Source organism: Amycolatopsis circi (genome assembly GCF_003385235.1).
Classification (GTDB): domain Bacteria; phylum Actinomycetota; class Actinomycetes; order Mycobacteriales; family Pseudonocardiaceae; genus Amycolatopsis; species Amycolatopsis circi.
Window position 1 is genome coordinate 66475 of the sequence record NZ_PQIA01000008.1, and the last position, 24503, is coordinate 90977.

Annotated in this window: 24 protein-coding genes; 16 read left to right on the plus strand and 8 right to left on the minus strand. The window is 70.0% G+C overall.

The features are described from left to right. Positions 1 to 236 precede the first annotated feature (236 nt). From D0D37_RS03955 to D0D37_RS04010, 12 genes are all read left to right on the plus strand, one after another. Positions 237 to 1187 (plus strand): aromatase/cyclase, encoded by a 951-nt coding sequence (locus D0D37_RS03955; protein WP_208719787.1) that lies wholly within the window; start codon positions 237 to 239, stop codon positions 1185 to 1187. Next, positions 1184 to 1642, plus strand: coding sequence for a nuclear transport factor 2 family protein (locus tag D0D37_RS03960; protein ID WP_208719788.1), 459 nt, complete (start codon positions 1184 to 1186; stop codon positions 1640 to 1642). The genes D0D37_RS03955 and D0D37_RS03960 overlap by 4 nt, the downstream gene beginning before the upstream one ends. A 2-nt stretch (positions 1643 to 1644) precedes the next feature. Beyond that, on the plus strand, positions 1645 to 2160 hold the full coding sequence (locus D0D37_RS03965) for a flavin reductase family protein (RefSeq protein WP_116199118.1): 516 nt from the start codon (positions 1645 to 1647) through the stop codon (positions 2158 to 2160). Between the two features lie 26 nt (positions 2161 to 2186). Continuing rightward, positions 2187 to 3239, plus strand: a complete 1053-nt coding sequence (locus D0D37_RS03970; RefSeq protein ID WP_116199119.1) for an LLM class flavin-dependent oxidoreductase — start codon at positions 2187 to 2189, stop codon at positions 3237 to 3239. Between the two features lie 21 nt (positions 3240 to 3260). After that, on the plus strand, positions 3261 to 4880 hold the full coding sequence (locus D0D37_RS03975) for an FAD-dependent monooxygenase (RefSeq protein WP_208719789.1): 1620 nt from the start codon (positions 3261 to 3263) through the stop codon (positions 4878 to 4880). Continuing rightward, the gene (locus D0D37_RS03980; protein ID WP_116199120.1) at positions 4877 to 5740 is read left to right on the plus strand and encodes an NAD(P)H-binding protein; all 864 of its coding nucleotides are present in this window, start codon (positions 4877 to 4879) and stop codon (positions 5738 to 5740) included. Before D0D37_RS03975 ends, D0D37_RS03980 begins: the two co-directional genes overlap by 4 nt. A 152-nt stretch (positions 5741 to 5892) precedes the next feature. Next, complete coding sequence (locus tag D0D37_RS03985; protein WP_116199121.1) at positions 5893 to 7167, plus strand: beta-ketoacyl-[acyl-carrier-protein] synthase family protein; 1275 nt, start codon at positions 5893 to 5895, stop codon at positions 7165 to 7167. Then, a complete protein-coding gene (locus D0D37_RS03990; protein ID WP_116199122.1) occupies positions 7164 to 8381 on the plus strand; it encodes a ketosynthase chain-length factor in 1218 nt (405 codons plus the stop codon). The genes D0D37_RS03985 and D0D37_RS03990 overlap by 4 nt, the downstream gene beginning before the upstream one ends. A 19-nt stretch (positions 8382 to 8400) precedes the next feature. Then, positions 8401 to 8688, plus strand: a complete 288-nt coding sequence (locus tag D0D37_RS03995; protein ID WP_244223369.1) for an acyl carrier protein — start codon at positions 8401 to 8403, stop codon at positions 8686 to 8688. 30 nt (positions 8689 to 8718) lie between these two features. Further along, positions 8719 to 10437, plus strand: a complete 1719-nt coding sequence (accD, locus tag D0D37_RS04000; protein WP_116199123.1) for an acetyl-CoA carboxylase, carboxyltransferase subunit beta — start codon at positions 8719 to 8721, stop codon at positions 10435 to 10437. Continuing rightward, positions 10434 to 10901, plus strand: a complete 468-nt coding sequence (locus D0D37_RS04005) for an acetyl-CoA carboxylase biotin carboxyl carrier protein (RefSeq protein WP_116199124.1) — start codon at positions 10434 to 10436, stop codon at positions 10899 to 10901. Before accD ends, D0D37_RS04005 begins: the two co-directional genes overlap by 4 nt. Positions 10902 to 10941: 40 nt before the next feature. Next, on the plus strand, positions 10942 to 12303 hold the full coding sequence (locus D0D37_RS04010) for an acetyl-CoA carboxylase biotin carboxylase subunit (protein WP_116199125.1): 1362 nt from the start codon (positions 10942 to 10944) through the stop codon (positions 12301 to 12303). A gap of 51 nt (positions 12304 to 12354) precedes the next feature. Here the strand turns inward: D0D37_RS04010 and D0D37_RS04015 are convergent, their stop codons facing one another. Both D0D37_RS04015 and D0D37_RS04020 read right to left on the minus strand, forming a co-directional pair. After that, positions 12355 to 13257, minus strand: a complete 903-nt coding sequence (locus D0D37_RS04015; protein ID WP_208719790.1) for an MBL fold metallo-hydrolase — start codon at positions 13255 to 13257, stop codon at positions 12355 to 12357. Then, complete coding sequence (locus D0D37_RS04020) at positions 13254 to 13724, minus strand: nuclear transport factor 2 family protein (protein ID WP_116199126.1); 471 nt, start codon at positions 13722 to 13724, stop codon at positions 13254 to 13256. The genes D0D37_RS04015 and D0D37_RS04020 overlap by 4 nt, the downstream gene beginning before the upstream one ends. 159 nt (positions 13725 to 13883) lie before the next feature. Between D0D37_RS04020 and D0D37_RS04025 the strand changes: the two genes are divergently transcribed. Genes D0D37_RS04025 through D0D37_RS04035 form a run of 3 tightly spaced genes read left to right on the plus strand, consistent with a single transcriptional unit; the run spans position 13884 to position 16218 of the window. Further along, positions 13884 to 14669, plus strand: a complete 786-nt coding sequence (locus D0D37_RS04025) for an SDR family NAD(P)-dependent oxidoreductase (protein WP_116199127.1) — start codon at positions 13884 to 13886, stop codon at positions 14667 to 14669. Then, the gene (locus D0D37_RS04030; RefSeq protein ID WP_116199128.1) at positions 14669 to 15484 is read left to right on the plus strand and encodes an aromatase/cyclase; all 816 of its coding nucleotides are present in this window, start codon (positions 14669 to 14671) and stop codon (positions 15482 to 15484) included. The genes D0D37_RS04025 and D0D37_RS04030 overlap by 1 nt, the downstream gene beginning before the upstream one ends. Further along, complete coding sequence (locus tag D0D37_RS04035; protein WP_244223370.1) at positions 15481 to 16218, plus strand: SDR family NAD(P)-dependent oxidoreductase; 738 nt, start codon at positions 15481 to 15483, stop codon at positions 16216 to 16218. The genes D0D37_RS04030 and D0D37_RS04035 overlap by 4 nt, the downstream gene beginning before the upstream one ends. 57 nt (positions 16219 to 16275) lie before the next feature. Here D0D37_RS04035 and D0D37_RS04040 read toward each other — a convergent pair whose 3' ends face one another. The 6 genes from D0D37_RS04040 to xsc form a co-directional block, all read right to left on the minus strand. After that, the gene (locus D0D37_RS04040; RefSeq protein ID WP_208719791.1) at positions 16276 to 16575 is read right to left on the minus strand and encodes an antibiotic biosynthesis monooxygenase family protein; all 300 of its coding nucleotides are present in this window, start codon (positions 16573 to 16575) and stop codon (positions 16276 to 16278) included. A gap of 115 nt (positions 16576 to 16690) precedes the next feature. After that, the gene (locus D0D37_RS04045) at positions 16691 to 17410 is read right to left on the minus strand and encodes a sulfite exporter TauE/SafE family protein (protein WP_116199129.1); all 720 of its coding nucleotides are present in this window, start codon (positions 17408 to 17410) and stop codon (positions 16691 to 16693) included. Beyond that, a complete protein-coding gene (locus tag D0D37_RS04050) occupies positions 17407 to 18153 on the minus strand; it encodes a sulfite exporter TauE/SafE family protein (RefSeq protein ID WP_116199130.1) in 747 nt (248 codons plus the stop codon). Before D0D37_RS04050 ends, D0D37_RS04045 begins: the two co-directional genes overlap by 4 nt. 318 nt (positions 18154 to 18471) lie before the next feature. Continuing rightward, on the minus strand, positions 18472 to 19836 hold the full coding sequence (locus tag D0D37_RS04055) for an amino acid permease (RefSeq protein WP_244223378.1): 1365 nt from the start codon (positions 19834 to 19836) through the stop codon (positions 18472 to 18474). 295 nt (positions 19837 to 20131) lie between these two features. Then, positions 20132 to 21496 carry an aspartate aminotransferase family protein gene (locus D0D37_RS04060; RefSeq protein WP_116199132.1) on the minus strand — a complete coding sequence of 455 codons (1365 nt, stop codon included), beginning with the start codon at positions 21494 to 21496 and terminating at the stop codon, positions 20132 to 20134. A 205-nt stretch (positions 21497 to 21701) separates the two neighbouring features. Then, positions 21702 to 23510, minus strand: a complete 1809-nt coding sequence (gene xsc / locus D0D37_RS04065; RefSeq protein WP_116199133.1) for a sulfoacetaldehyde acetyltransferase — start codon at positions 23508 to 23510, stop codon at positions 21702 to 21704. Positions 23511 to 23655: 145 nt separating this feature from the next. On the opposite strand from xsc, the gene D0D37_RS04070 reads away from it, so the two are divergent. Beyond that, positions 23656 to 24501 (plus strand): IclR family transcriptional regulator, encoded by an 846-nt coding sequence (locus D0D37_RS04070; protein WP_116199134.1) that lies wholly within the window; start codon positions 23656 to 23658, stop codon positions 24499 to 24501. Positions 24502 to 24503: the final 2 nt, after the last annotated feature.

Below are 24503 nucleotides of genomic sequence, written 5' to 3' on the forward strand. Positions count from 1 at the left end.
GCTAAAAGTGTTGTGCTGCAAGCGAAAACGAGTGTGGCATCTCTAGTTATCTAGAGGTCAAGTCAACCATTCGAGTGTGAGTCAGGTCACAAGAAAATATGATTTATGCCGTGCGCGGCCTATTTCAGGAGTCGTGTACCGCGCCTCCAGGAAAGCCTCAGTGCGCGCTGCCAGCATTGGTCTTGCCCGGTTCGCGATGCCGCGCCCGGAAAAGACTCACGGGGACGGAGGCAGCCTTGCCTGAAGAGGAATGGCAGACGAGTGTGCACGCCGAGACGATCGGCGCGCCCGCCGACCGCATCTTCGCCACTATCAACGACGTCGAGAACTGGCCGCTGGTATTTCCGCCCATGGTGCATGTGGAAAAGCTCCGCGGCGGAGAGGCCGGAGAAAAGTTCCAGGTGTGGGCGACCGCGGGCGACCAGGTCAAGACCTGGGTCACCGGGCGGACGACGGAGCCCGGGTCGACCGCCGTGCGGTTCGCCCAGGAAACCTCTCCGCCGCCGCTCGCCGCGATGGACAGCGACTGGTCGGTCGAGCCGGGGCCCGGCCGGAGCACTGTCCGGATCCGGCACGAATACCGGGCGCTGACCGATGACGCGGAAAGCCTGGCCTGGATCGCGCGGGTGGTCGGCGAGAACAGCGCGCACGAACTGTCCGCCCTGAAAGCGGTAGCCGAGCAGTCCGGCGAAGACGGCCTTTCACTGTCCTTTGAGGACAGTGTGGTGATCGGCGGTTCTCGTGCGGACACCTACGCGTTCATCCGGGACGCGCGGGACTGGCCCTCCCGGCTGCCGCACGTGGACAGGGTCGACATCGCCGAACCGGTGCCGGACGTGCAGATCCTCGAAATGGACACCACGGCGAAGGACGGTTCGGCGCACACCACGCGTTCGGTGCGGATCTGCTTTGGCGAACGGAAGATCGCGTACAAGCAGCAGGTGCTGCCCGCGTTGCTTTCCGCGCACGTCGGCTGCTGGTTCTTCGACGACGTCGAGTCCGGAGTGCGGGTCACCTCGCGGCATGCGGTGGTGATCGACCCGCGGGCGGTCGAACCGGTACTGGGCGCCGGTGCCACGATCGGCAAGGCCCGGGAGTTCGCCCAGGCGGCTCTCAGCGGGAACAGCCAGATCACCTTGGGGCTGGCCAAGGAGTTCGCCGAGCGCGCCGCAAAGGCACGGTCGTGACCGCCCCGGCAGGCGACGGGACGGTCGCGACGGTGGACGCGACGGTCTACGCCGAACTCCAGCAGTTCTACGCCGGGCAGATGCAGCTGCTCGACGACGGGGCGGCTGACGAATGGGCGCGCACTTTCACCCTGGACGGGGTGTTCGAGCAGAACGTTCTTCCACGGCCGTGGCGGGGACGGGACGAGATCGCGGCGAAGATGCGGGCCGCAGTCGGGAAAGTCGCGGCGCAGCAGCTCGACCGTCGGCACTGGATCGGCATGGTGACCGCTCGGCTGGCCGGACCCGACGTGGTGCACACCCGCTATTACGCGACGGTCGTGCAGACGCGGAAGGGCGGTTCCGCGGAACTGCACCTCAGCACGTGCGCGGAGGACGTGCTGGTGCGAGACGGCGGTTCCTGGCTCGTCGAGCACCGTTCGGTGCGCCACGACGGCACGGCTGCGGAGGGATGACCATGGCTGTCGACGCCGGCAAATTCCGGGAGATCTTCGGTTCCCTGCCGACCGCGGTCGCTGTCGTTACCGCGGTGGGGGAGGACGGTGAACCGTGCGGCCTGACGATGAACACGGTGACCGCGGTGGCCAAGACCCCGCCGTTGCTCCTGGTCTGCTTGGACGAGACTTCGCAGACCCTGCGAGCGATCCGGCATTCGGGAACGTTCGTGGTGAACTTCCTGGCCGGGCACGGCAGCGAGCTGTCCGACCGGTTCGCGCGGAAGGGCCGGGGGAAGTTCGCCGGGTTCGACTGGCTCGCCGCGCCGTCGGCGGGCGGGGCGCCGATCCTCTCCGGGCACGTGCTCGCGCACGCCGAATGCTCGGTGCGCGAGGAGATCCGGGTCGGCGACCACTCGGTCGTGATCGGCCTGCTCGACGACGGCGAAGCGTACGACCGGCCTCCGCTCGTTTATTACCGCAAGAACTACTCCGCGTGGCCGATCGGCGGTCTCCGCGCGATTCCCACGGGGCGCTGACGTCCCGGAAACCCTGAGGAGGAACCATGAAGTTCGGCATCAACCTCGCTCCCAACGTCACTCCGGAGGAAAGGAGCGGCGCCCAGCTGTTCGCCGAGTTCCTCGAACTGGCGGAACTGGCCGAGGCTCTCGGCTTCGACCACGTGAAGACCGTCGAGCACTATTTCACGTCCTACGGCGGGTACAGCCCCGACCCGGTGACGTTCCTGGCCGCGGTGGCCGCCCGGACCGAGCGGATCCGGTTGGTGACCGGCGCGGTGCTGCCGGCGTTCACGCATCCGCTGAAGCTGGCCGGAAAGCTGGCCATGCTGGACAACATCTCGAAGGGGCGGCTCGACGTCGGCTTCGGGCGGGCGTTCCTGCCCGACGAATTCGAGGCGTTCCAGGTCTCCATGGACGAAAGCCGCGCGCGGTTCGAGGAAGGCGTCGAGGCGTGCCGCCGGCTGTGGGCCGAGGAGCACGTGGTGTGGGACGGGCAGTTCTGCCAGTTCGGCCCGGTGACGATGCTGCCGAGGCCGTTTCAGCAGCCGCATCCGCCGATCCTGGTCGCGACCGCGCGCACCCCGGAGTCCGCGGAGGCGGCGGGCCGCGCGGGCCACGGGGTGATGATGGTGCCCTCGATCAACAAGGTCGAGAAGGTCCAGGACATGCTCGCGTTGTACCGCAAGGCTTACGCCGGTGCCGGGCACGAGGGCGAGGGCCAGGTCCACATGACCTACAACACCTATCTTTCCGAAGACCCGGAGCGGGCCCGGATGCTCGGGAAGAAGTACGCCGACAACACGCACGACAAGCTCGTGGGCGCGGTGACGTCGTGGGCCACCACCCGGAGCGAGCAGTACCGCGGCTACGAGCAGATCGCGCAGAAGGCCAAATCGAGCAGCTTCGAAGACCAGATCCGCGAGACGAAGGTGCTCGTCGGCACTCCGGACGAGGTCGTCGGCCAGGTGCGGCAGATCCGCGAGTGGTTCGGCGAGATCACTGTCAGCCTGCAGCCGACCGCGGGGAACATGCCGGTCGCGGAATCGGCGCGCACCATGGAATTGTTCGCCGAGCACGTGCTGCCCCGGTTCGCCTGAGCGCCGGGGGAGGGGCGAGCAGTGACTGACGAGGTGCCGGCGTTGATCGTCGGCGGCGGACTGGCCGGCCTGACCGCCGCGCTGTTCCTCGGCCTGCACGGAGTCCGGCCGCTGCTGGTGGAGAAGCATCCGTCCACCTCGGCCGTGATGAAGGCCAGGGGCCAGTATCCGCACGTGATGGAGGCGCTGGCGATCGGCGGCGTCGCCGAGCGGGTCCGGGCGGCGGGCCCCGGCGGCAGCGAAGAGTTCTACATGGTCGTCGCGAAGTCCCTTGCCGGTCCGGTGCTGCACAGCATCATGACCAACGGGGAAATGTCGATGCGGCACGTGTCGCCGCAGGACTGGGCGATGGCGAGCCAGGAGCGGACCGAACCGATCCTGGCCGAGCGGGCCGGGGAACTCGGCGCCGAGCTGAGGTTCTCCACCGAACTGGTGTCGTTCGAGCAGGACGGCAGCGGCGTCACCGCGGTGCTGCGGGAGAACGGCGCGGAGCGGACGGTGCGGGCCGGGTATCTGGTCGGCGCGGACGGACGGCGCAGTCCGGTCCGCGAAGGGGCGGGCATCGGCTCGCACGGCCGGGGCGTGCTCGGGCATCTGCTGCGGGTGTTCTTCGACGCGGACATGTCCGGTCCGCTCACGGAACTCGAAGGCGTCGCGGACGGCGAGCGGTTCGCGTTGTTCCATTTGCTGGACGACAGCATGCCCGGGGTCTTCTACACCACGGACGTGCCCGGCCGGTACGGCTACATCCGCGGGCTGACCGACGAGCCCGTCGACTGCCGGGAATGGCCGCCGGAACGGGCCGCGGGTCTGGTCCGGCGCGGTCTCGGGATGCCGGACCTCGACCTGCGGGTGACCGGCGTTGGCGAGACGCCGCTGGTGGAGAGCATCGCGGACCGGTTCACCGAGGGCAGGGTGCACCTGATCGGCGACGCCGCGAAGGTCGTCCCGGCCCCGGGCGGGCTCGGCGGCAGCACCGCGATCATGGACGGGTTCTATCTCGCGTGGAAGCTGGCCGCCGTGATCCGGGGCGAGGCAGGCCCGGGCCTGCTGGACAGTCACGACGCGGAGCGCCGGCCGGTCGCCGAGATGATCGCCGAGCAGCAGTTCGCGAACACTCTGCAGCGGCTCGCGCCGGGCTTGGACGACGGCACCGCCGCGGAGATCGTCAGCCCGGTGACGCAGGTCTTCGGTTACCGGTGCGCGCACGGCGCGGTGGTGCGGGAGCCGGACGACCGCGGCGAGTTGCTGGAAGACCCGGCGAAGCCGACCGGACGTCCGGGGTCGCGCGCTCCCGACGTGCCGCTGGAGCCCGGCGGCGAGGCGGATTCGACGATCGGCCTGTTCGGCCACGGGTTCGTGCTGCTGGCCGGGCCTTCCGAGGCCCGGCTGCTGGATTCGGTGCCGGAGATCGCCGGACGGCTGGGAATTCCGTTGCGGGGCCGACGGGTCGGCGGGCCGGGACAGCGGGCGGTGGCGGACCGGTGGGCGCGGGCATACGGGGTGACCGACTCCGGCGCGGTGCTGGTCCGCCCGGACCGGTTCATCGCGTGGCGCACGCCGGGGCCGGCCGCGCCGGCCGAACTGGAGCGGGCGCTGCGGATCGTGCTGGACCGCCCTGCCGAGGCAGGTGCGGGATGATCCTGGTGACGGGGGCGACAGGAACGGTCGGCGGCGCGGTGCTGGCCCGGCTGAGCTCGGACGGCGTGGCGGCGACCGCGCTGACCCGCAGGCCGGCGGCGGCTCGGCTGCCGCCGGGGACCCGGGTCGTCGCGGGAGACCTTGGCGCGCCGGAGAGTTTGCCGCGCGCGCTCGCCGGGATCGACAGCGTGTTCCTGATGTCGCCGGGCCACTGCAAGGCATTCCACGACGCGAACCTCGTCGATGCGGCCGCGGAAGCCGGGGTGCGGCGGATCGTGCAGCTGTCTTCGGCCGGGGTGGCCGAAGCAGCGGACTCCGGCGAGGACAACGCGCTCGCCCGCTGGCACCGCGATGCGGAAGACGCGCTGCGCTCTTCCGGGCTCGAATGGACGATCCTGCGACCGGGGGAGTTCATGTCGAACGCACTGGCGTGGGCGGAGTCGATCCGCGCGGACGGAACGGCCGCCACCCCGGCTCCGGACCTGGTGCAGGCTCCGGTCGATCCGGCCGACATCGCCGCGGTGGCGGTGGAAGCGCTGCGCGAGCCCGGACACGCCGGCAAGACCTACGCGCTGAGCGGACCGGAGCAGCTCAGCGCTGCCGACCAGATCGCAGTCCTCGGCGCGGTGCTGGGCCGCGGCGTCGAGGTCCGGCCGATTTCCCTTGCCCAGCACCGGTCCGCGATGGCGCGGAGGCATCCGGAGGAGACGGTGGCCGGGGTGCTGGAGGCGCTGGAGCAGGCGCTGGCCCGGCCGGGAAACGTCCGCGCCGAATGCGTGCCGACGGTGCCCGGACTGCTCGGCCGCCCGGCGGCGACATTCCGGCAATGGGCCGTTCGGCATGCCTCGGCGTTCGCCTGACCGCGTTTTACCGCGCGGTCTTGTGTTTCCACAGCGGTGCCTTAGTTTTCCTGTACCCGCCGCTGAAAGAATAGTTTCACGGGCCGGGAAACCCCGTCCCGGATTCGGTATGCCGCCACGAGGCGGTCCGTTCAGGAAGGTGTGGACAATTCATGTCGAACGCCCGACGAGTGGTGATCACCGGAATCGGGGTCATGGCTCCCGGCGGCGGCGGAGCCAAGGAGTTCTGGGACCTGATCTCCGCCGGCCGTACTGCGACCCGCCGGATCACACTGCTCGATCCCGGACCGTACCGGTCTCAAGTGGCAGGCGAATGCGATTTCGACCCAGCGGCGCACGGCCTCGGTCCGCAGGAGATCCGCCGGATGGACCGGGCGGCGCAATTCGCGGTGGTCACCGCGCGCGAAGCGGTCGAAGACAGCGAACTGGAATTCGCCGCGCTCGATCCCGGCCGGGTCGGTGTCGCGGTCGGCAGCGCGGTGGGCTGCACGATGAAACTCGAAGAGGAATACGTGGTCATCAGCGACGGCGGACGTTCGTGGCTGACCGATCACGAATACGCGGTTCCCCATTTCTACGACTATTTCGTGCCGAGTTCCCTGGCGGCCGAGGTGGCCTGGACGGTCGGGGCCGAGGGGCCGGCCTCGGTCGTCTCCGCGGGCTGCACCTCCGGGCTCGATTCGGTCGGCTACGCCACGGATCTGCTGCGCGACGGCGTGGCCGACGTGATGATCGCCGGTGCGACGGACGCTCCGATCGCGGGCATCACGCTGGCCTGTTTCGATGCGATCAAGGCCACCACGCCGCGCAACGACGAACCGGGCGCCGCGTCCCGCCCGTTCGACCGCAGCCGGAACGGCTTCGTGCTGGGCGAGGGTTCCGCGATGTTCGTGCTCGAGGAGTACGAACACGCGCAGCGGCGCGGCGCGCACATCTACGCCGAGATCTCCGGGTACGCCTCGCGCTGCAACGCCTACCACATGACCGGGCTGCGCGCGGACGGCCGGGAGATGGCCGCCGCGATCACCGCGGCGCTGGGCGAGGCACGGCTGCCGGGGACGGCGATCGACTACGTCAACGCGCACGGCTCCGGCACCCGGCAGAACGACCGGCACGAGACCGCGGCGTTCAAGTCGAGTCTCGGCGAGCACGCCTACCGGACCCCGGTCAGCTCGATCAAGTCGATGGTCGGGCATTCGCTCGGCGCGATCGGCTCGATCGAGATCGCCGCCTGCGCGCTCGCCATCGAAAACGGAGTCGTCCCGCCGACGGCGAATCTGCACGAGCCGGATCCGGAATGCGATCTTGACTACGTGCCGCTGACCGCGCGGGAACGGCGGCTGTCCTCGGTGCTGAGCGTGGGCAGCGGGTTCGGCGGCTTCCAGAGCGCGATGGTGCTGACCAAGCCGGAAGGCGCGGGGTCGTGACCGCCGGTGCCGTGATCACCGGGATCGGGGTCACCGCGCCGAACGGCATGGGAGCGGACGAGTTCTGGTCGGCGACGCTCGCGGGCCGGAGCGCGATCGGCCCGATCACCCGCTTCGACCCGGCGCGGTACCCGTCCTCGCTGTTCGGCGAGATCCGGGATTTCCGGGTGCACGAGCATCTGCCGAGCAGGCTCGTGCCGCAGACCGACCGGATGACGCAGCTCGCGCTGGTCGCCGCGGACTGGGCCCTGGCGGACGCGAAGGCCGACGCCGCGGAGTTCGACGAGTTCGAGATGGGCGTCGTCACCGCGAGCGCGTCCGGCGGGTTCGAATTCGCCCAGCACGAACTGGAAAAGCTGTGGAGCAAGGGCAGCGAGTACGTCAGCGCGTACCAGTCGTTCGCGTGGTTCTATGCGGTCAACACCGGCCAGATCTCGATCCGCAACGGAATGCGGGGTCCCAGCGGGGTGGTGGTGACCGACCAGGCGGGCGGGCTCGATGCGGTGGCGCAGGCGACCCGGCAGCTGCGCAAGGGAGTGCGGCTGGTGGTCACCGGCGGGGTGGACGGTTCGCTGTGCCCGTGGGGCTGGGTGGCGCAGCTCGCCACCGGCTCGCTCACTCGCGCAGCCGAACCCGAGCGGGGTTACCGGCCGTTCAGCGCGGCGGCCGACGGATTCGTGCCAGGGGAGGGCGGAGCCATCCTCGTGGTCGAAGACCGCGCGGCCGCCGCCGCACGCGGGGCGCGCTGCTACGGCGTGATTTCCGGCTATGCGGCCACTTTCGACCCGCGCCGGGACAGCGGCCGCGTACCGGGTCTGCGGCGCGCGGCCGAACTGGCCATCGAGCGGGCCGGGATGACGCCGGGCGAAATCGACGTGGTCTTCGCGGACGCGGCGGGCCTCCCGGACCTGGACCGGATCGAGAGCGCCGCGATCACCGCGGTGTTCGGGCCGTACGGGGTTCCGGTGACCGCGCCGAAGACGATGACCGGCCGGCTCTATTCGGGTGCGGCGTCGCTCGACCTGGCGAGCGCGCTGCTTTCCATCCGGGACCAGGTTGTCCCGCCGACGCTGTACGTCGCGGAGCCCGCCCCGGAGCACACGCTCGACCTGGTGCGGGACACGCCGCGGAGCGCCCGCGTCGGCGCCGCGCTCGTGCTGGCCCGCGGTCGCGGCGGATACAACTCGGCCATGGTCGTCCGGGCGGCGGAATGAGCGCGGAACGAGCCGCGGAATGAGCACTGATCGGAAGGACTCGGAAATGGCGGAATTCACCCTGGACTCCCTCAAACGCCTGCTGCGCGAGGTGGCGGGCGAGGAGGAGGGCGTTGATCTGGACAGCGAAATCGCGAGCGCGACCTTCGAACAGCTCGGGTACGACTCGCTGGCGCTGCTCGAAGCGTCCGCTCGGATCAAGCGCGAGTACGGCGTAGCGCTCGCGGACGACGACGTCACCTCGGTCGGTTCCCCGTCCGAGCTGGTGGACCTGGTGAACGAAGGCTTGAACGTCACGGCGGGCTGAGCGGGCCCGCCGAGCAGGAAGGAGCTTCACGTGACGGGAACCCTGACACGCCGCGTCCCCGCAGACCAGGCCGAGTGGGTCGTCTGCGCGGGGTGCCGCGATCTGATCTACGGCAAACGGCTGTCCCGGTCTCTCGGGGTGTGCCCGGAATGCGGGAGGCACCGCCGGGTGGACGCCCCGGAGCGGATCTCCCAGCTGCTCGACCCGGGTTCGGCGGAGCTGCTCGGGTTCCGGGCCGACGACGCCGACCCGCTGGGCTTCGTGGACTCGAAGCCGTATCGGCAGCGGCTGGCCGAAGCACGCCGCGAGACTGGGCTCGACGAGGCCGTGCTGTGTGCGCGCGGAACCGTCGAAGGCCAGCCGGTGGTCGTCGCGGTGATGGACTTCCGGTTCATGGGCGGCAGCCTCGGCAGCGCGGTCGGAGAGCTGATCACCCAGGCCGTGGAAGAGGCCCTGCACACCCGAACCCCGCTGCTGGTGGTGACTGCCTCCGGCGGTGCCCGGATGCAGGAGGGCGCGCTGTCGCTGATGCAGATGGCCAAGACCAGCCAGGCGTTCGCACAGCTCGACGAGGCAGGGGTGTTCACTGTCTCGCTGATCACCGACCCGACGTTCGGCGGGGTGGCCGCCTCGTTCGCGTCCCTGGCCGACGTGCTGGTGGCGGAGCCGGGCGCGCGGATGGGCTTCGCCGGGCGACGGGTGATCGAGCAGACCATCCGGGAAGAACTGCCCGCGGATTTCCAGACCGCCGAGTTCTTGCTCGGCCACGGGCTGGCGGACCTCATCTGTCCGCGCGGCGAACTGAGGAGCACGATCGCCAGGCTGCTGTCGACGGGCAACCGGCACGTCGGGGCTTCCGGACCGGCGGCGGAGATCGGCGACGCGCTGGTGCGGGACCCGGCGGCGCTCGAAGCGCGGGATCCGTGGCAGGCGGTGCGGTCGGCGAGGGCGCTGGACCGGCCGACCGCGCGGGACTACTTCCACCGGATGCTGGACGAGTTCGTCGAACTGCACGGCGACCGGCTCTCCGCCGACAGCGCCTCCCTGGTCGGAGGGCTCGGCCGCCTCGGCGGGATTCCGGTGCTGGTGCTCGGCCACCAGAAGGGGCACGATGCGAGCGAACTCGCCGCGGCGGGGTTCGGGATGCCGCAGCCGAGCGGCTACCGGAAGTCCGCGCGGCTGATGCGGATCGCGGCGAAGCTCGGGCTGCCGGTGATCGCCTTGGTGGACACGCCCGGCGCGCATCCCGGCGTGGCGGCCGAGGAACAGGGCCAGGCGATCGCGATCGCGGAGAACCTCCGCCTGATGGCGGGGCTGCCGGTGCCGATCGTGGCGGTGGTGACCGGAGAGGGCGGCAGCGGCGGCGCCCTCGCCCTCGCCGTCGCGGACGCAGTGCTGATGTGGGAGCACGCGGTGTACTCGGTGATCAGCCCGGAAGGCTGCGCCGCCATTCTGTGGAAGGACGCGCAGGCCGCGCCGAAGGCCGCCGCGGCGCTCGGCGTGAGCGCCGAACGGTTGCTGGGCCTCGGCGTCGTGGACGCGGTGATCCGGGAACCCTCCGGCGGCGTCCAGGCCGATCACCATCTCGCCGCCGAACGCCTGCGCGCGGTGCTGCTCGGCGAACTCGGCAGGCTGGCCGGGCAGGAGCAGATGGAACTGCTCACCCGGCGGCACGCCCGGTTCCGCCGGTTCGGCGCGGCGCGGCGCGGGACGGATTCCCGCCGAGCGGACGGAGGACTGGCCGGATGACCGACCACGAGAGCACGACCGAGAACACCGTCCAGCGTCTGGTCGAGGTGGTGTGCACGCACGCGTCCGGCTTGCTGTCCGGGGTGCGGCATCCGCCCGCGGTCCTGCGGCTGCGCGCGGCCGACGTGGCGGTGGAACTGGAATGGCCGGTCGCGGCGAACGACGAACAGGCGGCTGCCGGGCCCGTCGCGGCGGACCCGGCCGGGGATCCCGCCGACGACCTCGAATACCTGCTCGCCCAGACCGTCGGAGTCTTTTACCACGCCCCCGAGCCCGGTGCGCCGCCGTTCGTCAGCGAAGGCGACGTCATCGTGCCCGGCAGGCAGGTGGGCATCATCGAGGCGATGAAGATGATGATCCCGGTGGAGGCCGACCGCCGCGGCCGGATCGCGGCGGTCCTGACCGAGAACGGCGCCTCGGTCGAGTACGGGGCCCGGCTGTTCGCTCTCGCGCAGGCCGGCTAGTGCAGTTTCCCTGCCCGTTGACCGACGACGAGGAGTGGCCGTGTTCGGTTCGGTACTGATCGCAAACCGGGGCGAGATCGCCCTCCGGGTGGCCCGGACGTGCCGGGAGCTCGGCATCAAGTCGATCGCCGTGTATTCCGCGGCCGACGAGGACTCGGCGGTGGTGCGGTTCGCCGACGAGGCTGTCCGGATCGGGCCCGCCGCAGCGAAGGCGAGCTATCTCTACATCCCGGCGGTGATCGAAGCGGCGCTGAAAACCGGGGCCGAGGCCGTGCATCCCGGCTACGGTTTCCTTTCCGAGGAACCGGATTTCGCCGAGGTCTGCGCGAGCTACGGCCTGACGCTGATCGGGCCGCCCGCCGAGGTGATCCGCAAGCTCGGCGACAAGGTCGAGGCCCGCACGCTGATGGCCGCGACCGGGATGCCGCTGCTGCCGGGCAGCCTCGAACCGGTCGCCGCCGCCGACGAGGCCCGGCGGATCGCCGACCAGATCGGGTACCCGGTGATCCTCAAGGCCGCGGCGGGCGGCGGCGGCAAGGGGATGCAGGTCGTCTCCGAACCCGGCGAGTTCGCCTGGAAATACGGCGAGACGACCAGGACCGCGCTCGCGTTGTTCGGCGACGCGCGGGTGTATCTGGAGCGGTACCTGAACCCGGCGCGGCACGTGGAGATCCAGGTGCTGTGCGACGCCCACGGCAACGGGGTGCACCTGGGGGAACGGGACTGCTCGGTGCAGCGGCGGCACCAGAAGCTGGTCGAGGAGACCCCGGCACCCGGGCTCGATCCCGCGCTGCTCGCCGAGATGGGCCGGGTCGCGGTGCGCAGCGCGCTCGCCGCGGGCTACGTCGGCGCGGGCACGTTCGAGTTCCTGGTCGGCGCGGACGGCACGTTCTCGTTCATGGAGGTGAACAGCCGGATCCAGGTCGAGCACCCGGTGACCGAAATGGCCACCGGGCTGGACCTGGTGCGCGAGCAGATCCGGGTCGCCGCCGGGCTGCCGCTGGGGTTCGCCCAGCGAGACGTGGTGCGCCGCGGCTGCGCGATCGAATGCCGGATCAACGCCGAGAACCCGGCGCGGGGTTTCGTCCCGGCCCCGGGGGTGCTGGCCGAGTTCGTGCCCGCGGGCGGCCCGTTCGTCCGGGTGGACACGCACGGCTATGCCGGATACCGGGTGCCCGGCGCGTACGACTCGCTGCTGGCCAAGCTCGTCGTGTGGGCTCCCGACCGCGAGCAGGCGCTGGCCAGGATGCGGCGCGCGCTCGACGAGTTCCGGGTTTCGGGTCCGGGACTGAGCACGACGACCGGGTTCCTGCGGAGCCTGCTCGACCATCCGGCGTTCTGTTCGGCCACGCACAGCACTTCGCTCGTCGACGAGATCCAGTCGGCTCCGCAAGCTGTGTGACCCGCACGGCCCGGCCGGGAAACCGGCCGGGCCGTGCGGTGCTGTCGGGTGTCAGGCGTGGCACACAGGGAGCCCGCCGTGGTGGGCGACCATTTCCGCGAAGACGCCGACGACGTCGAGCGGCACGCCGGGCGCCGCGCCGCGGTGTTCGGCGAACGCCCGATGCAGATTCGCCACCAGTCGCTCGGAGTCCCGCAACCCCGCGAACTCGCCGAGATCGGCCTCGGCGGCGGCTTCGAGCGGGGTGCGCCCGCCGGCGATCGCGTCCGCCGCGATTCCTTGCAGCCACCGCAAATACCGCGCGTTGGCGTCGAGCACCTCGGGTCCGGCCAGCGACCCATGACCGCAGACGACTGTCTGCGCGGGGAGTTCGCGAAGCCGCTCCAGCACCGCCAGCGATCCGGAGACCGAACCCATCAGGACGAACGGCGTGCAGCCGGACAGCGCGATGTCGCCGGTGAACAGCACGCGCTCTTCGGGCAGCCACACCACGACGTCATTGGTGGTGTGGGCGGTGCCGAGGTGCAGCAGTTCGATCGTCCTGTCTTCGCGGTGCAGCACGAGGCGCTCGGCGAAGGTAGTGGTCGCCGGTTTCAGCACCACGTCGCCCCATCCGACGTCCGGCCACAGGTTCTGCAGCGCGAGGCCGTTCTCGATCGCCTCGGCACGGCCCAGTTCGTGCGCGATGATTTCCGTCTCCGGACCGAAGACGAAATTGCCGAAGGTGTGATCGCCGTGGCTGTGGGTGTTGACGACGGTGCGCGGCCGGACGTCGGTCACGGTGCCGATCGCGGCACGCAGCGCGCGGGCCCTCGATTCGGTGGCGGCCGTGTCGATCACCGTGGTGCCCTCGGCCGAGGGCACCACGCCGGCGTTGTTGAGACACCACCCGCCGTCCGGTTGCAGGTAAGCGAAAACGCCGTCCGCGACCTCGACCAGACCGGGGCGCGTCACGAGGTCTCCAGCACCGGAGCGGCGTGGCCCTTGCGGTCGAGGCTGACCTGGCGGCTCCGCACCAGCCAGCCGCCGCCGCGGCGGAAGAGGACGTCTTGGCACACCGTGCTTGCCCAGACCCGGCTGGTCTCTTCCGGCAGGGTTTCCACCACCAGCACATAGGAACGCGCGACGAGCGAGCCGTCCGGCCTGCCGTCCGCGTGCAGCCCGGTCAGCAGATGCCGGTGCACCGCGCCCCGGCACCGGCGCTCCTCGACCCCGGCCCTGGTCAGCTTTTCGATGGCAGCGCGGCCTCCGAGCGGTTCGGGCAGGCCGGTGGACCGGAAAACGCCGTCGTCGGCGAAGGTGTCCAGCCATTCGGCCACCCGGTTTTCGTCGAGCAGGAACATCTGCCGCGCGTAGAAGTGCTGGACATTCAGGAGAACGTCGTCGGAAACCGGGATCAGTTCGGGAACGAGACTCGTCATGGCATTCCTTTGCGGTCGGGCGAGCGTTCTCGGACGATGTTTTCAAAACCCGCTGGAGCGCCGGTAAACGCGCGGGCGTCCTTACCATTCGTCTACCCGGAACTCATCGGCGGCGGAGAAGCTGGGAAAGCACCATTCGCCCGAGGAGAAAGGACCGCGATGACCCGGGGAGACAAGCAGCACGCGATCGTGACCGGAGGGACGAGCGGCATCGGGCTGGCGGTGGCGGCCGCGCTCGCCTCCGGCGGGTTCAGCGTGTTCCTGTGCGGAAGGGACAAGCAACGCGTCGTCGACACGGTGGCAGACTTGCGGGACAAGGGCTTCGACGCGGACGGGACCGCCTGCGACGTCCGCGCAGGCACCGCCGTCAAGGACCTCGTGCGCGGCGCGACCGAACGGTTCGGCCCGGTCGACGTGCTGGTGAACAACGCGGGACGGCCCGGCGGCGGGCCGACCGCGCAGATCACCGACGAGGTGTGGTTCGACGTCATCGACACCAATCTGAACAGCGTCTTCCTGGTCACCCGGGAAGTGCTGAACGCGGGCGGAATGCTCGAGCGGGGCCGGGGCCGGGTGATCAACATCGCGTCGACCGGCGGCAAGCAAGGAGTCGTGCTCGGCGCGCCGTATTCGGCGTCGAAACACGGCGTGGTCGGGTTCACCAAGGCGCTCGGGCTGGAATTGGCGAGGACCGGGGTCACCGTGAACGCGGTCTGCCCCGGATACGTCGAAACCCCGATGGCCGGGCACATCCGCGGGAATTACGCGCGGATCTGGGGCACCACCGAGGAAGACGTGCTCGAACGGTTCGAGGCGAAGATCCCGCTCGGCCGCTACACCACTGCCGACGAGGTCGCCGGGCTGGTGTCCTATTTGACCACCGAGACCGCGGCTCCGATCACCGCGCAGGCGATCAACGTCTGCGGCGGGCTCGGGAACTACTGATGGCCGCCCCGGAAACCGCGACGGGCACGGTCAGCGTCGTCCACGAGGGGACGGTCTCGCTGCCCGCCGATGCGGTCTACGCGCTGATCGCCGACGTGGCGAGGTGGCCGGTGCTGTTCGGGCCGACGGTGCACGTCGAGCACCTGGAACGGGGCGGCGGCGCCGAACGGTTCCGGATCTGGGCCACCGCAAAGGGAGAGGTCAAGAACTGGACCTCGTTCCGGAAGCTGGACCCGGTGCGCCGGACGATCGAATTCCGCCAGGAGGTGTCGCAGCCGCCGGTGGCCCGGATGGGCGGCTACTGGCGAATGGAGGACCTGGACGGGCAGCGCACCCGGGTGGTGTTCGGGCACGAATACCGGGCGATCGACGACGATCCGGCCAGCCTCGCCTGGATTTCCGAGGTGGTCGACCACAACAGCAAGGCGGAACTGGCCTCACTGGAGGAATCCGCGAGGCGGGGCCTCGACCTGGCCGCGCTGACAGTGTCCTTTGAGGACTCCGTCGTCGTGCCGGGCGAGCCGGCCGCGGTCTGCGAATCGGTGTACCGGCACCAGGATTGGCGAGGCATGGACCTGGCACTGTTGCCGCCGCGGCACATCGCCTACAAGCGTGCTTCGCTGCCGTCCGGGATTTCCGCCTATGTCGGGCGCTGGACGTTCGACGAAGCGGCAGAAGGAGTCAAGGTGACGTTGCGGCACACCGCGGTCGTGGAAAGCCCGGAGCTTGCCGAGTCCGCGGTGGCTCCGCTGCGCACGCAGGCGGCTCGGGACCTTCAGCAGGCAGCCGATCGGCCGAAAGCGGCAGGCGCGTGACCGCGGTGGTGGTGACCGGTGCCGGGTCGGGCATCGGCCGCGCGGTCGCCCACGGTTTCGCCGCCGAAGGCGCCGGCGTGCTGGCGGTCGGCCGGACCGGGAGCAAACTCGCCGAGACCGCCCGGAACCGGCCGGAAATCCGGCCTTTCGCCGCCGACATCACCGCCGACGGGGCCGCGAAACGCATCGCGGAGGCCGCGGCGGCGGAGTTCGGCCGGATCGACGTGCTGGTCAACAACGCGGCCGTCGTGGTGCGGGCGCCGCTCGGCGGCATCGACGCGAAGCAGGCTCGCGAGCAGGTGGAGACGAACCTGGTCGCCCCGTTGCTGCTGGCCCAGGCCTGTCTGCCGTGGCTCCGACTCAGCGCGGGCACGGTGGTCAACGTCAGCACGTCCGGCGCGGTCCGCGGCTGGCCGATGAACTCGGTATACGGAGCCAGCAAAGCGGGGCTGGATTTCCTGACCCGGACCTGGGCGGTCGAACTGGCGCCGCAGGGCGTCCGGGTTGTCGCGGTCGCGCCCGGCCCGGTCGACACCGAGATCGCGGAGAACTCGGGTTTCTCTGCCGAGCAGATCGTCCGGCTGCGGGAGACGCAGCGGGCCAAGGTGCCGCTGGGCCGGATCGGCCGTCCCGAAGAGATCGCTTGGTGGGTGCGCACTCTGGCCCGCCCCGAGGCCGGTTTCGCGACGGGTGCCGTCCTGGCCGTGGACGGCGCGGCGAGCGTCGCGATGTGACCGGCGGACACGGCAGAAGGGCCGGGGAGCACCCGGCCCTTCTGCGGTGTCCGCCGGTCACGCCGCCGCGGCGGCCCCGTCCTGGACGACGGTGGCGATGTGCGGGTCGCCCTTGATGAGCGGGAACACCTTGCTCACCCGGGCATGGAACTCCGGATCGGCCATCGCCTTGTCCAGCGCCGCGCGGTCGGTCCATTCGGCGATGTTGAAGTAGACGCCCGGGTCGGCGACCGAGCGCAGGAACTTGTAGCTGACCAGACCGGGTTGCCCCAGCATGAACTCGGCCACTTTCGCGTACGCCGATTCCAGCTCCTCGGCCGATCCGGTCAGGATCAGCTTGTTCATGAAGACGACCACAGCGCGGCTCCTTCGACAATTCGGCTCGGAACGTGACTGTGACCATCAGAGCATCGGCGGGTGAGGCCTTGGTGGACCCGTGGTAGGGCAGGCGGGCGCTTTCGCCACGAGACGGTCAGGCGCTGATCATCGTCACGACGCCGGACGCCACGATCAGCCCGACGATCGCCCGGTCGAACACCGCCCTGGGAACCCGGCCGATGAGCCTGCCGCCGACAATGTTCCCGGCCAGCGCGGCGACGACCAGTACCGGCAGCCGCGTGCCCAGTCCGGCGGTGTCGAGGTGGCCCGCGGCCGCCAGGAGGATCAGGGACAGGCAGTTCGTCACCACGAAGTAGCCCGCCAGGTCGCCGACGAACGTGCGCGGCGGGACCTTCGCGGAGGCGAGCAGGACGGCCGGCGGCGCGCCGTTCAGGGATGTCGTCGTGGACAGGTAGCCGCCGAGCAGGCCGGCGGCGGTCTGCTTGACCGCGGTCGCGGGGTGGGCCTGGCGGGTCGGGCGGAGCAGGAGCCGCAGGCCCGAGAGCACGACCACGGTGCCCGCCATGATGCGCAGATCGTGCGGCGAAAGCCAGTGCACGGTGAGCGCGCCCGCGGCGGCGCCGGGGAGGCTTGCCGCGCCGAGGACCGCCACGCGTCGCCAGTCGATGTGGTTCCGCTCGCGGTGGAGGACGGCCAGCCTGGTGATCATGGTGGCGATCAGGTTGATCACCACCACCTGCGGCAGCGGGAGCCCGATGAGCAGCAGCAGGGGCGTGCCGACCAGCGAGGCGCCGAATCCGGTGAGTCCGCCGATGAGGCCCGCGAAGGCCACGGCCAACGCGGCCAGGATCACGCGACCACCGCCTGGCCCACCAACGCGAGGGACAGCACCGCGAGGATTCCCAGCACGATCCGGCGGACATCGCCGCCTCCGCGGCGGTACAGCCAGGTTCCGGCGGCGACTCCGGCAAGCGCGACGGGGAGGAAGAGCGCGGTTTGCCGGAGGACGTCACCGGTGAGCAGGCCGCCGGTGCCTGCGGTGGCGACTGTCATCGAGTCGGCTGCCAGGAAGAAGACGACCAGGCTCGCGCGGTTCGCTGCCATCGGCAGCGGAGACGCCAGGTACATCAGGACGACAGGCGGGCCGCCCATTCCGCAGGCGCCGTTGAGGATTCCGAAGGCGGTGCCTGCTCCCGCTAGGCCGGGTCGGCCGGGGAGGCGGCGGGTTCGGTGGGTGACGGCTAGGGCTAGCGCTGAGATTCCTACTGCCAGTCCGACGGTCAGCCTTGTTGCTCGTTCCGGTAACGCTGCCAGGAGCCAGATTCCGAGTGGCAATCCCAGGAGAGCACCGGTCAGCAGCCAGCGTACGGAGAGGCGGTGGGCGTCGGGCCAGGCTTTCGGCAGCAGGGTCACGCTGCAGGCTATTTCCAGCAGGAGTGTGCTCGGGACTACCGCTGGTGGCGGCAGGACCAGGCATAGGCAGCTCACCCACACCAATGACGCGCCGAAGCCGGAGTAGCCGCGGATCAGGCCTCCGGCGAGCAATGCGGCGACGGCGAAGGTCATTGCCGCGGGGGACAGCTGCCAGAAGGTCATCGGACGGCCTGGGCGGGATGCGGCATCAGACCTCCACGGCGCGGGCGGACGGGTTCACCTTGGGGCACGCCTGGTCGTGGCGGTAGGTCCAGAATCGCGGCATCGCGGGGTACCAGAGATGGGCGGCCCGGGTGCGGAGCGCGAAGGAACCGGTTTGGCCAGAGGCTGCTCGGACTGCGAGGGACCGGCAGACCGGGACCGGCTGGATGGCCAGCCGGTCCCGGGGCTGGCCGGGCCAGGATTCAGAGCTGGCGTCCAGCCGATCGGGACCGCCTCGGCAAGGATCGCTTGCCCTGCCATGGACTGCGGCCGAACTGGTCAGGTCGAAGCGACGCCGGCCTCGCCCCGTGTGGAGTCCGTTTCCGCCGTGACTGCGGGACCGGCCGGTCGGCGCTTCCGGACCTGGTACGCGATCAGGATCAACGCCAGGGTCACCGCGCTCAGCCAGAATTGCGAGCGGGTCGTCGGTAGGAACGCCATGGCCAAGATGACCGACGCCATCAAGGCGATCGTCGCGTAGCTGAGCCACGGGAACAGCCACATTTTCAGGCTCAGCGCGCCGGGATCGGTGTTCTGCAGCCGTTTCCGCAGCCGGACCTGGGCCAGCGCGATGGCGAGGTACACGAACAGCGCGACCGCGCCGTAGGAGTTCACCAGGAACTGGAAGATGAGGTTCGGCGAGGTGTACGCGGCGATGACGGAGACGTAGCCGATGACCGTTCCGGCGATGATGGCTCGGCGGGGGACGCCGCTGCGGGACAGTTTCGTGAACATCTTCGGGGCGTCGCCGTTGCGGGTCAGGGCGAAAAGCATCCGCGAGGACGTGTAGAGCGCCGAGTTCAGGCAGGAGAGCACTGCCGTCAGCACGATCGCGTTCATGATCGTTGCCACTGCGGGGATGCCGAGGACGTCCAGGACCGCGGCGTACGGGCTGACGGCGGTGTCGGGGGCGTTCCAGGCCTTGACCGCGACCACCACGAAGACCGAGCCGACGTAGAACAGCACCACGCGGAACACGATGGAGCGCATGGCTTTGGCGATCGCGCGGCGCGGTTCGGCGGACTCGGCGGCGGCGATGGTGACGATCTCGGCACCGGTGTAGAAGCCGACGCAGGGGACGACTGCGGCTAGCACCGCGCCGATGCCCATCGGGGCGAAACCGCCATGGGAGACCAGGTTGCCCAAGCCTCCGTGGGCTCCGGGCCAGACGCCGAACAGGTACAGGGCTCCGACCACCAGGAAGACCAGGATCGCGATGACCTTGATCGAGGAGAACCAGTACTCGAACTCGCCGTAGGACCGCGCGGAGACCAGGTTCGTCGCGGTCAGCAGCAGGAGCAATCCCAGGCTGAGCACCCACAGGGGCACGTTCGGCAGCCACAGCTGCAGGATCCGGCCGCCGGCCACCGCTTCCACGGCCACGACGATCACGAAGAAGTACCAGTACATCCAGCCGACGGTGAAGCCCGCCCGGTTGCCCATCGCCTCCCTGGCGTACACGTAGAACGAGCCGAGCGCGGGCCGCGCGACGGTCATTTCGGCCAGCATCCGCATGATGAGCACGGTGATCAGGCCGGCAATGAAGAACGAGACCACCGCCGCGGGCCCGGCCGACTGGATGACCACGCCGCTTCCGACGAACAGGCCGGCGCCGATCACGCCGCCCAGTGCGATCAGATTCATGTGGCGTTGCTTCAGGCCCGGTTTGAGACCGCTCTCGGCGGCTGTTTCCGGTGCAGAACCCACGTCTCCTCCTTCCGGCGGAGCCGGGGGGACCTCGATGTCCCCGCGCCGGCCGCCGCCGCGATGTGCTGAGAGCTGCTGTGTGGTTCCCGTCACCGTAAGAAGGAACAGGCCCCTCCGCGAGAGCCAGATACCACCGATGCTCTGGGACCAGAACGCACCGGTCCCGGACAGCACGACGGGCGCCGGGTGCCCCGTGTCCTACGAGGTACCCAGCGCCCGTCCCGGCTATCCCTCAGGGCTGGATCGCCTTCTCCACGTCCGTGAGCATGCCGTCGACGCCGTGCAGCAGCTCGTCCAGCACGTCCGTGTCGGCCACCAGAGGGGGCGAGATCATCAGCATGGTCGCGCCCCGGTCATCGCCGCGGAGGATGACTCCGGTGCGGCGGAACGCCTCCGGCAGGACCTCTCGCAGGACCGTCAGCGACTCCTCGTCGGTCAGCTCGCGGCCGCCGTCGCGGTCGGCTGTCAGCTCGATCGCGTAGAAGAAACCGGTGCCGCGGACGTCCTTGACGCACCGGTGCGCGTCCTTCAGCGACTCCAGGGCGGCGTGGAGCTTCGGGCCCTCGGTGAGCACGTGCTCGGGCACCTTCTCGTCGCGCATCGCGCTGATGTTGGCGACCGCGATGGCCGTCGACACCGGGTGGCCGCCCCACGTCGCGCCGTGGGTGAACACGCCGCCCTTGGGGGAGTCGTACAGCTCGGTGACCAGCTGCTCGCGCACGATCACGCCGCCGAGCGGGGCGTAGCCCGAGGTGGAGCCCTTGGCGAAGGTGATCAGGTCCGGTACGACGCCGGTGAGGCCGTGGCCGAAGAAGTGGCCCAGGCGGCCGAACGAGCAGATGACCTCGTCGGATACCAGCAGGATGCCGTACTTGTCGCACAGCGCCCGCAGCGCCGGCCAGTAGCCCTCCGGCGGGACCAGCGCGCCCCGGCCGTTCTGGACCGGCTCGGCGAAGACCGCGGCGACCGTCTCCGGGCCTTCCTCGAGGATGACCGCCTCGATGGCGCGGACGCAGTCCAGCTGGTCGGCCGGGCCGCAGTCGCCGGTGAAGCCGAGGGTGTTCGGGACGTGCCGGATGCCCGGCAGCAGCGGGCCGAACGGCTCCTTGATCTTGGGCAGGCCGGTGACCGACAGCGCGCCCATCGTCGTTCCGTGGTAGGCCATTTCGCGGCTGATGATCTTCGTCCGCTCCGGGGCGCCCTGGCTGCGGTGGTACTGCCGGACGAACTTCAGCGCGGTCTCGACCGCCTCCGAACCGGAGTTCACGAAGAACGTGGTGCCGAGGTCGCCGGGGGCAAGGTCGGCGATGATCCGGGCCGCTTCGATCGACGGCGGGTGCGCCGAGCCCCAGTTGCTGGCGTAGGCGAGGGTGCCGACCTGGTCGGCCGCGGCCTTGGCGATGTCCGCGCGGCCGTGGCCCATGTTGACGCAGAACAGCCCGGCGAGGCCGTCGAGGTGACGGCGGCCCTCGGTGTCGATCAGGTAGCTGCCCTCGCCGCGGACGAACACCGGGAACTCGCTCTGCCAGGTGTCCTTGCGCGTGAAGTGCGGCCCGAGGTGTCGGCGGGCAGTGGCCCGCAGCTCCGTGACGTTCACCTGGCGACCTCCTGTGTGTGCGGAACGGGAATGTGTCGACGATCGCAATCTTTCTGGTCCACGCCCAGAGCCAGAAAGAGGCCGATCGCCGGTGCCAGATCGGGGGCGGGCGTGAAAAAGCCCGGCCGGGCGCAAGGGCTCGGCCGGGCAGGGGGGTCGTGAGTGTTCGTCACGGTTCTAACCGGGATGAACACTCACGAGGTGCTTACACGTAGTCCTGGTACTTCTCCAGGAACCGGACCGGCTTCGAGAGCGCGTCGCGGCGGAACGGGTCGCCCAGCTCGCGGGTGCACATGATCTCGATGACCGTGGTGCGGCCCTCGTTCATTTGCGCGTCGACGGCCTTCTGCAGCGCCGGGCCGACGTCCTCGAGCTTGTCCACGACGATGCCGTCCGCGCCCATCGCCTGCGCGATTCCGGCGAAGCTCTCGCTTTCCAGTTCTCCCGCGACGAAACGGCGGTCGTAGAAGTCGACCTGGTTCTTCTTTTCCGCGCCCCACTGGCGGTTGTGGAACACGACGGCGGTGACCGGGATGTCGTGCCGCACCGCGGTCATGACCTCGCCCATGCTCATGCCCCACGCGCCGTCACCGGCGTACGCGATCGCTGGCCGGTCCATGGCGGCGGCCTTGGCACCGATGATGGTCGGCAGCGCGTAACCGCAGTTGCCGAAAGACATCGGCGCGAAGAACGACCGCGGCTCCTCGAAGCGCAAGTAGCTGTGCGCGACCGAGTTGATGTTGCCGATGTCGGTGGACACCATCACCCGCGCGGGCATGGCCTTCTCCAGCTCGCGCAGGACCTGGCGCGGGTGCAACCAGTTGCCCTCTTCCTGCTCCTGCTCGGAGATCATGTCGAGGGAGTAGGGGTCCTTCTCGTGGGTCCACTCGGTGAGTTCTTCTTCCCACGCGTCCTTCTCGGCCTTGATGCGCCCGGCGCGTTCGTCGCGGGTGGCGTCGCTGGCGAGCGTGCGGTCGGCGAGGCGCTCGGTCAGCGCGGCCGCGGCGGCCTTCGCGTCGCCGCAGATGCCGACGGTGATCTTCTTGACCAGGCCGAGCATCTTGTGGTCGGCGTCGATCTGGATGATCTTCGCGTTCTTGGGCCAGTAGTCCATGCCGTGCTGCGGCAGGGTGCCGAACGGCCCGAGCCGGGTGCCGAGCGCGATCACCACGTCCGCCTGCGAGATCAGCTTCATCGCGGCCTTGGAGCCCTGGTAGCCGAGCGGGCCGCACCACTGCGGGTGGCTGGCCGGGAAGCTGTCGTTGTGCTGGTAGCTGTTGACGACCGGCGCGCCGAGGCGTTCGGCGAGCGCCTTGCACTCGTCCACGCCGTCGGACATCACGACGCCGCCGCCGGAGATGATCACCGGGAATTCGGCGCTGGCGAGCAGTTCGGCCGCCTGGGCGAGACTCTTGTCGCCGCCGGGGCCGCGGTCGAGCCGCTGCGGCTCCGGGATCTCGGTCTCGATCTCGCCGTAGAAGTAGTCGCGCGGGATGTTCAGCTGGGTCGGGCCGAGTTCCGCGTGCGCCCGGTCGAAGGCCCGCGCGGTGTACTCGGCCATCCGCTTCGGGTTGTTGACGTGCGCCTGGTACTTGGTGAACTCCTGGAACATCGGCAGCTGGTTGGCCTCCTGGAAGCCGCCGAGGCCGGTGCCCATCGTGCCCGCCTCGGGCGTGATCATCACGACCGGGCTGTGCGCCCAGAACGCCGCGGCGATCGCGGTGACGCAGTTGCTGATGCCGGGCCCGTTCTGCCCGATGACCACGCCGTGCCGTCCGCTCACCCGGGCGTAGCCGTCGGCCATGTGCGCGGCGCCCTGCTCGTGCACGACCGGGACGAGCCGGATGCCGGCGGGCGCGAAGATGTCCATCGCGTCCATGAACGCCGAGCCCATGATGCCGAAGATGTCGGTGACGCCGTTGGCCACCATCGTCTCGACGAAGGCCTCCGACGGGGTCATCTTCGCCGGCCCGCTGACGACGGTGCGGCCGTCGCCCGTCTTCCTCTCCGCCATGATTGAACTCCTTCGACGCTGAAAGTCTTGGTTTTCGGTACGTGAGGTTCGTAAAAGCTGAACGCGATGGACGATAGGACGCCACGCGCGGGAGGTCAACCGGTAGTGGATGGAAAACGAGACAGGATGTGCTAGTTTTCGGAACGTGAGTGAGTTGCGGAAGACCAGCGCCGTGGAACTCGTGCGCGAGCCGGACGGCGCGGGCCTCGACGGAGACACCCCGACCATGCGGCTGTTCTCGCTGCTCGAGCTGATCGCGGCGAAGGACCAGCTGGTGACGCTGCAGGGCCTGGTCGAGGAGACCGGCCTGCCGAAGCCGACGCTGCACCGGATGCTGCAGCAGCTGGAAGGCGCGGGCCTGCTCGTGCGCCAGGCCGACGGGCGGCATTACGGCACCGGCGACCGGCTGCGCCGCCTCGCGGAGAACCTGCTGCTCAACGCGACGCATCACGGCGCCCGGCGCGCGGTGCTCAACCACCTGGTCGACGAGCTGGGGGAGAGCTGCAACATCACCGCGCTGTCGGGCAGCGAGATCGTCTACCTCGACCGCGTCGAAACGCCCGAGCCGCTGCGGTTCTACCTGCGGCCCGGTTCGCGCGTGCCGATCCACTGCTCGGCCAGTGGCAAGATCATCCTCTCGCAGATGAGCCCGGCGCAGCGGCGCAAGCTCCTCGCGCACGCTCCGCTCAAGCAGTACACGGCCAAGACGGTCACCGATCTCGACGCGCTGGAGGAGGAGTTCGCCCGCATCCGGCGCGACGGATTCGCCCTCGACGACGAGGAATTCCTTCCCGGGCTCGTGTGCGTGGCGGTGCTGGTCCCCAGCCGCACCGGACGGTCGAATCTCGCGGTGGCGGTGCAGGCCCCGGTCATGCGGCTCACCGCCGACAAGGCTTTGCAGGCGCTTCCCGCGTTGCAGCGGGCCGCCGAAGCGATCAAGGAGGTCGAGGCCGAGGGGTCGGCCGACGACGCCGACAGCATCCCGTCCTGACG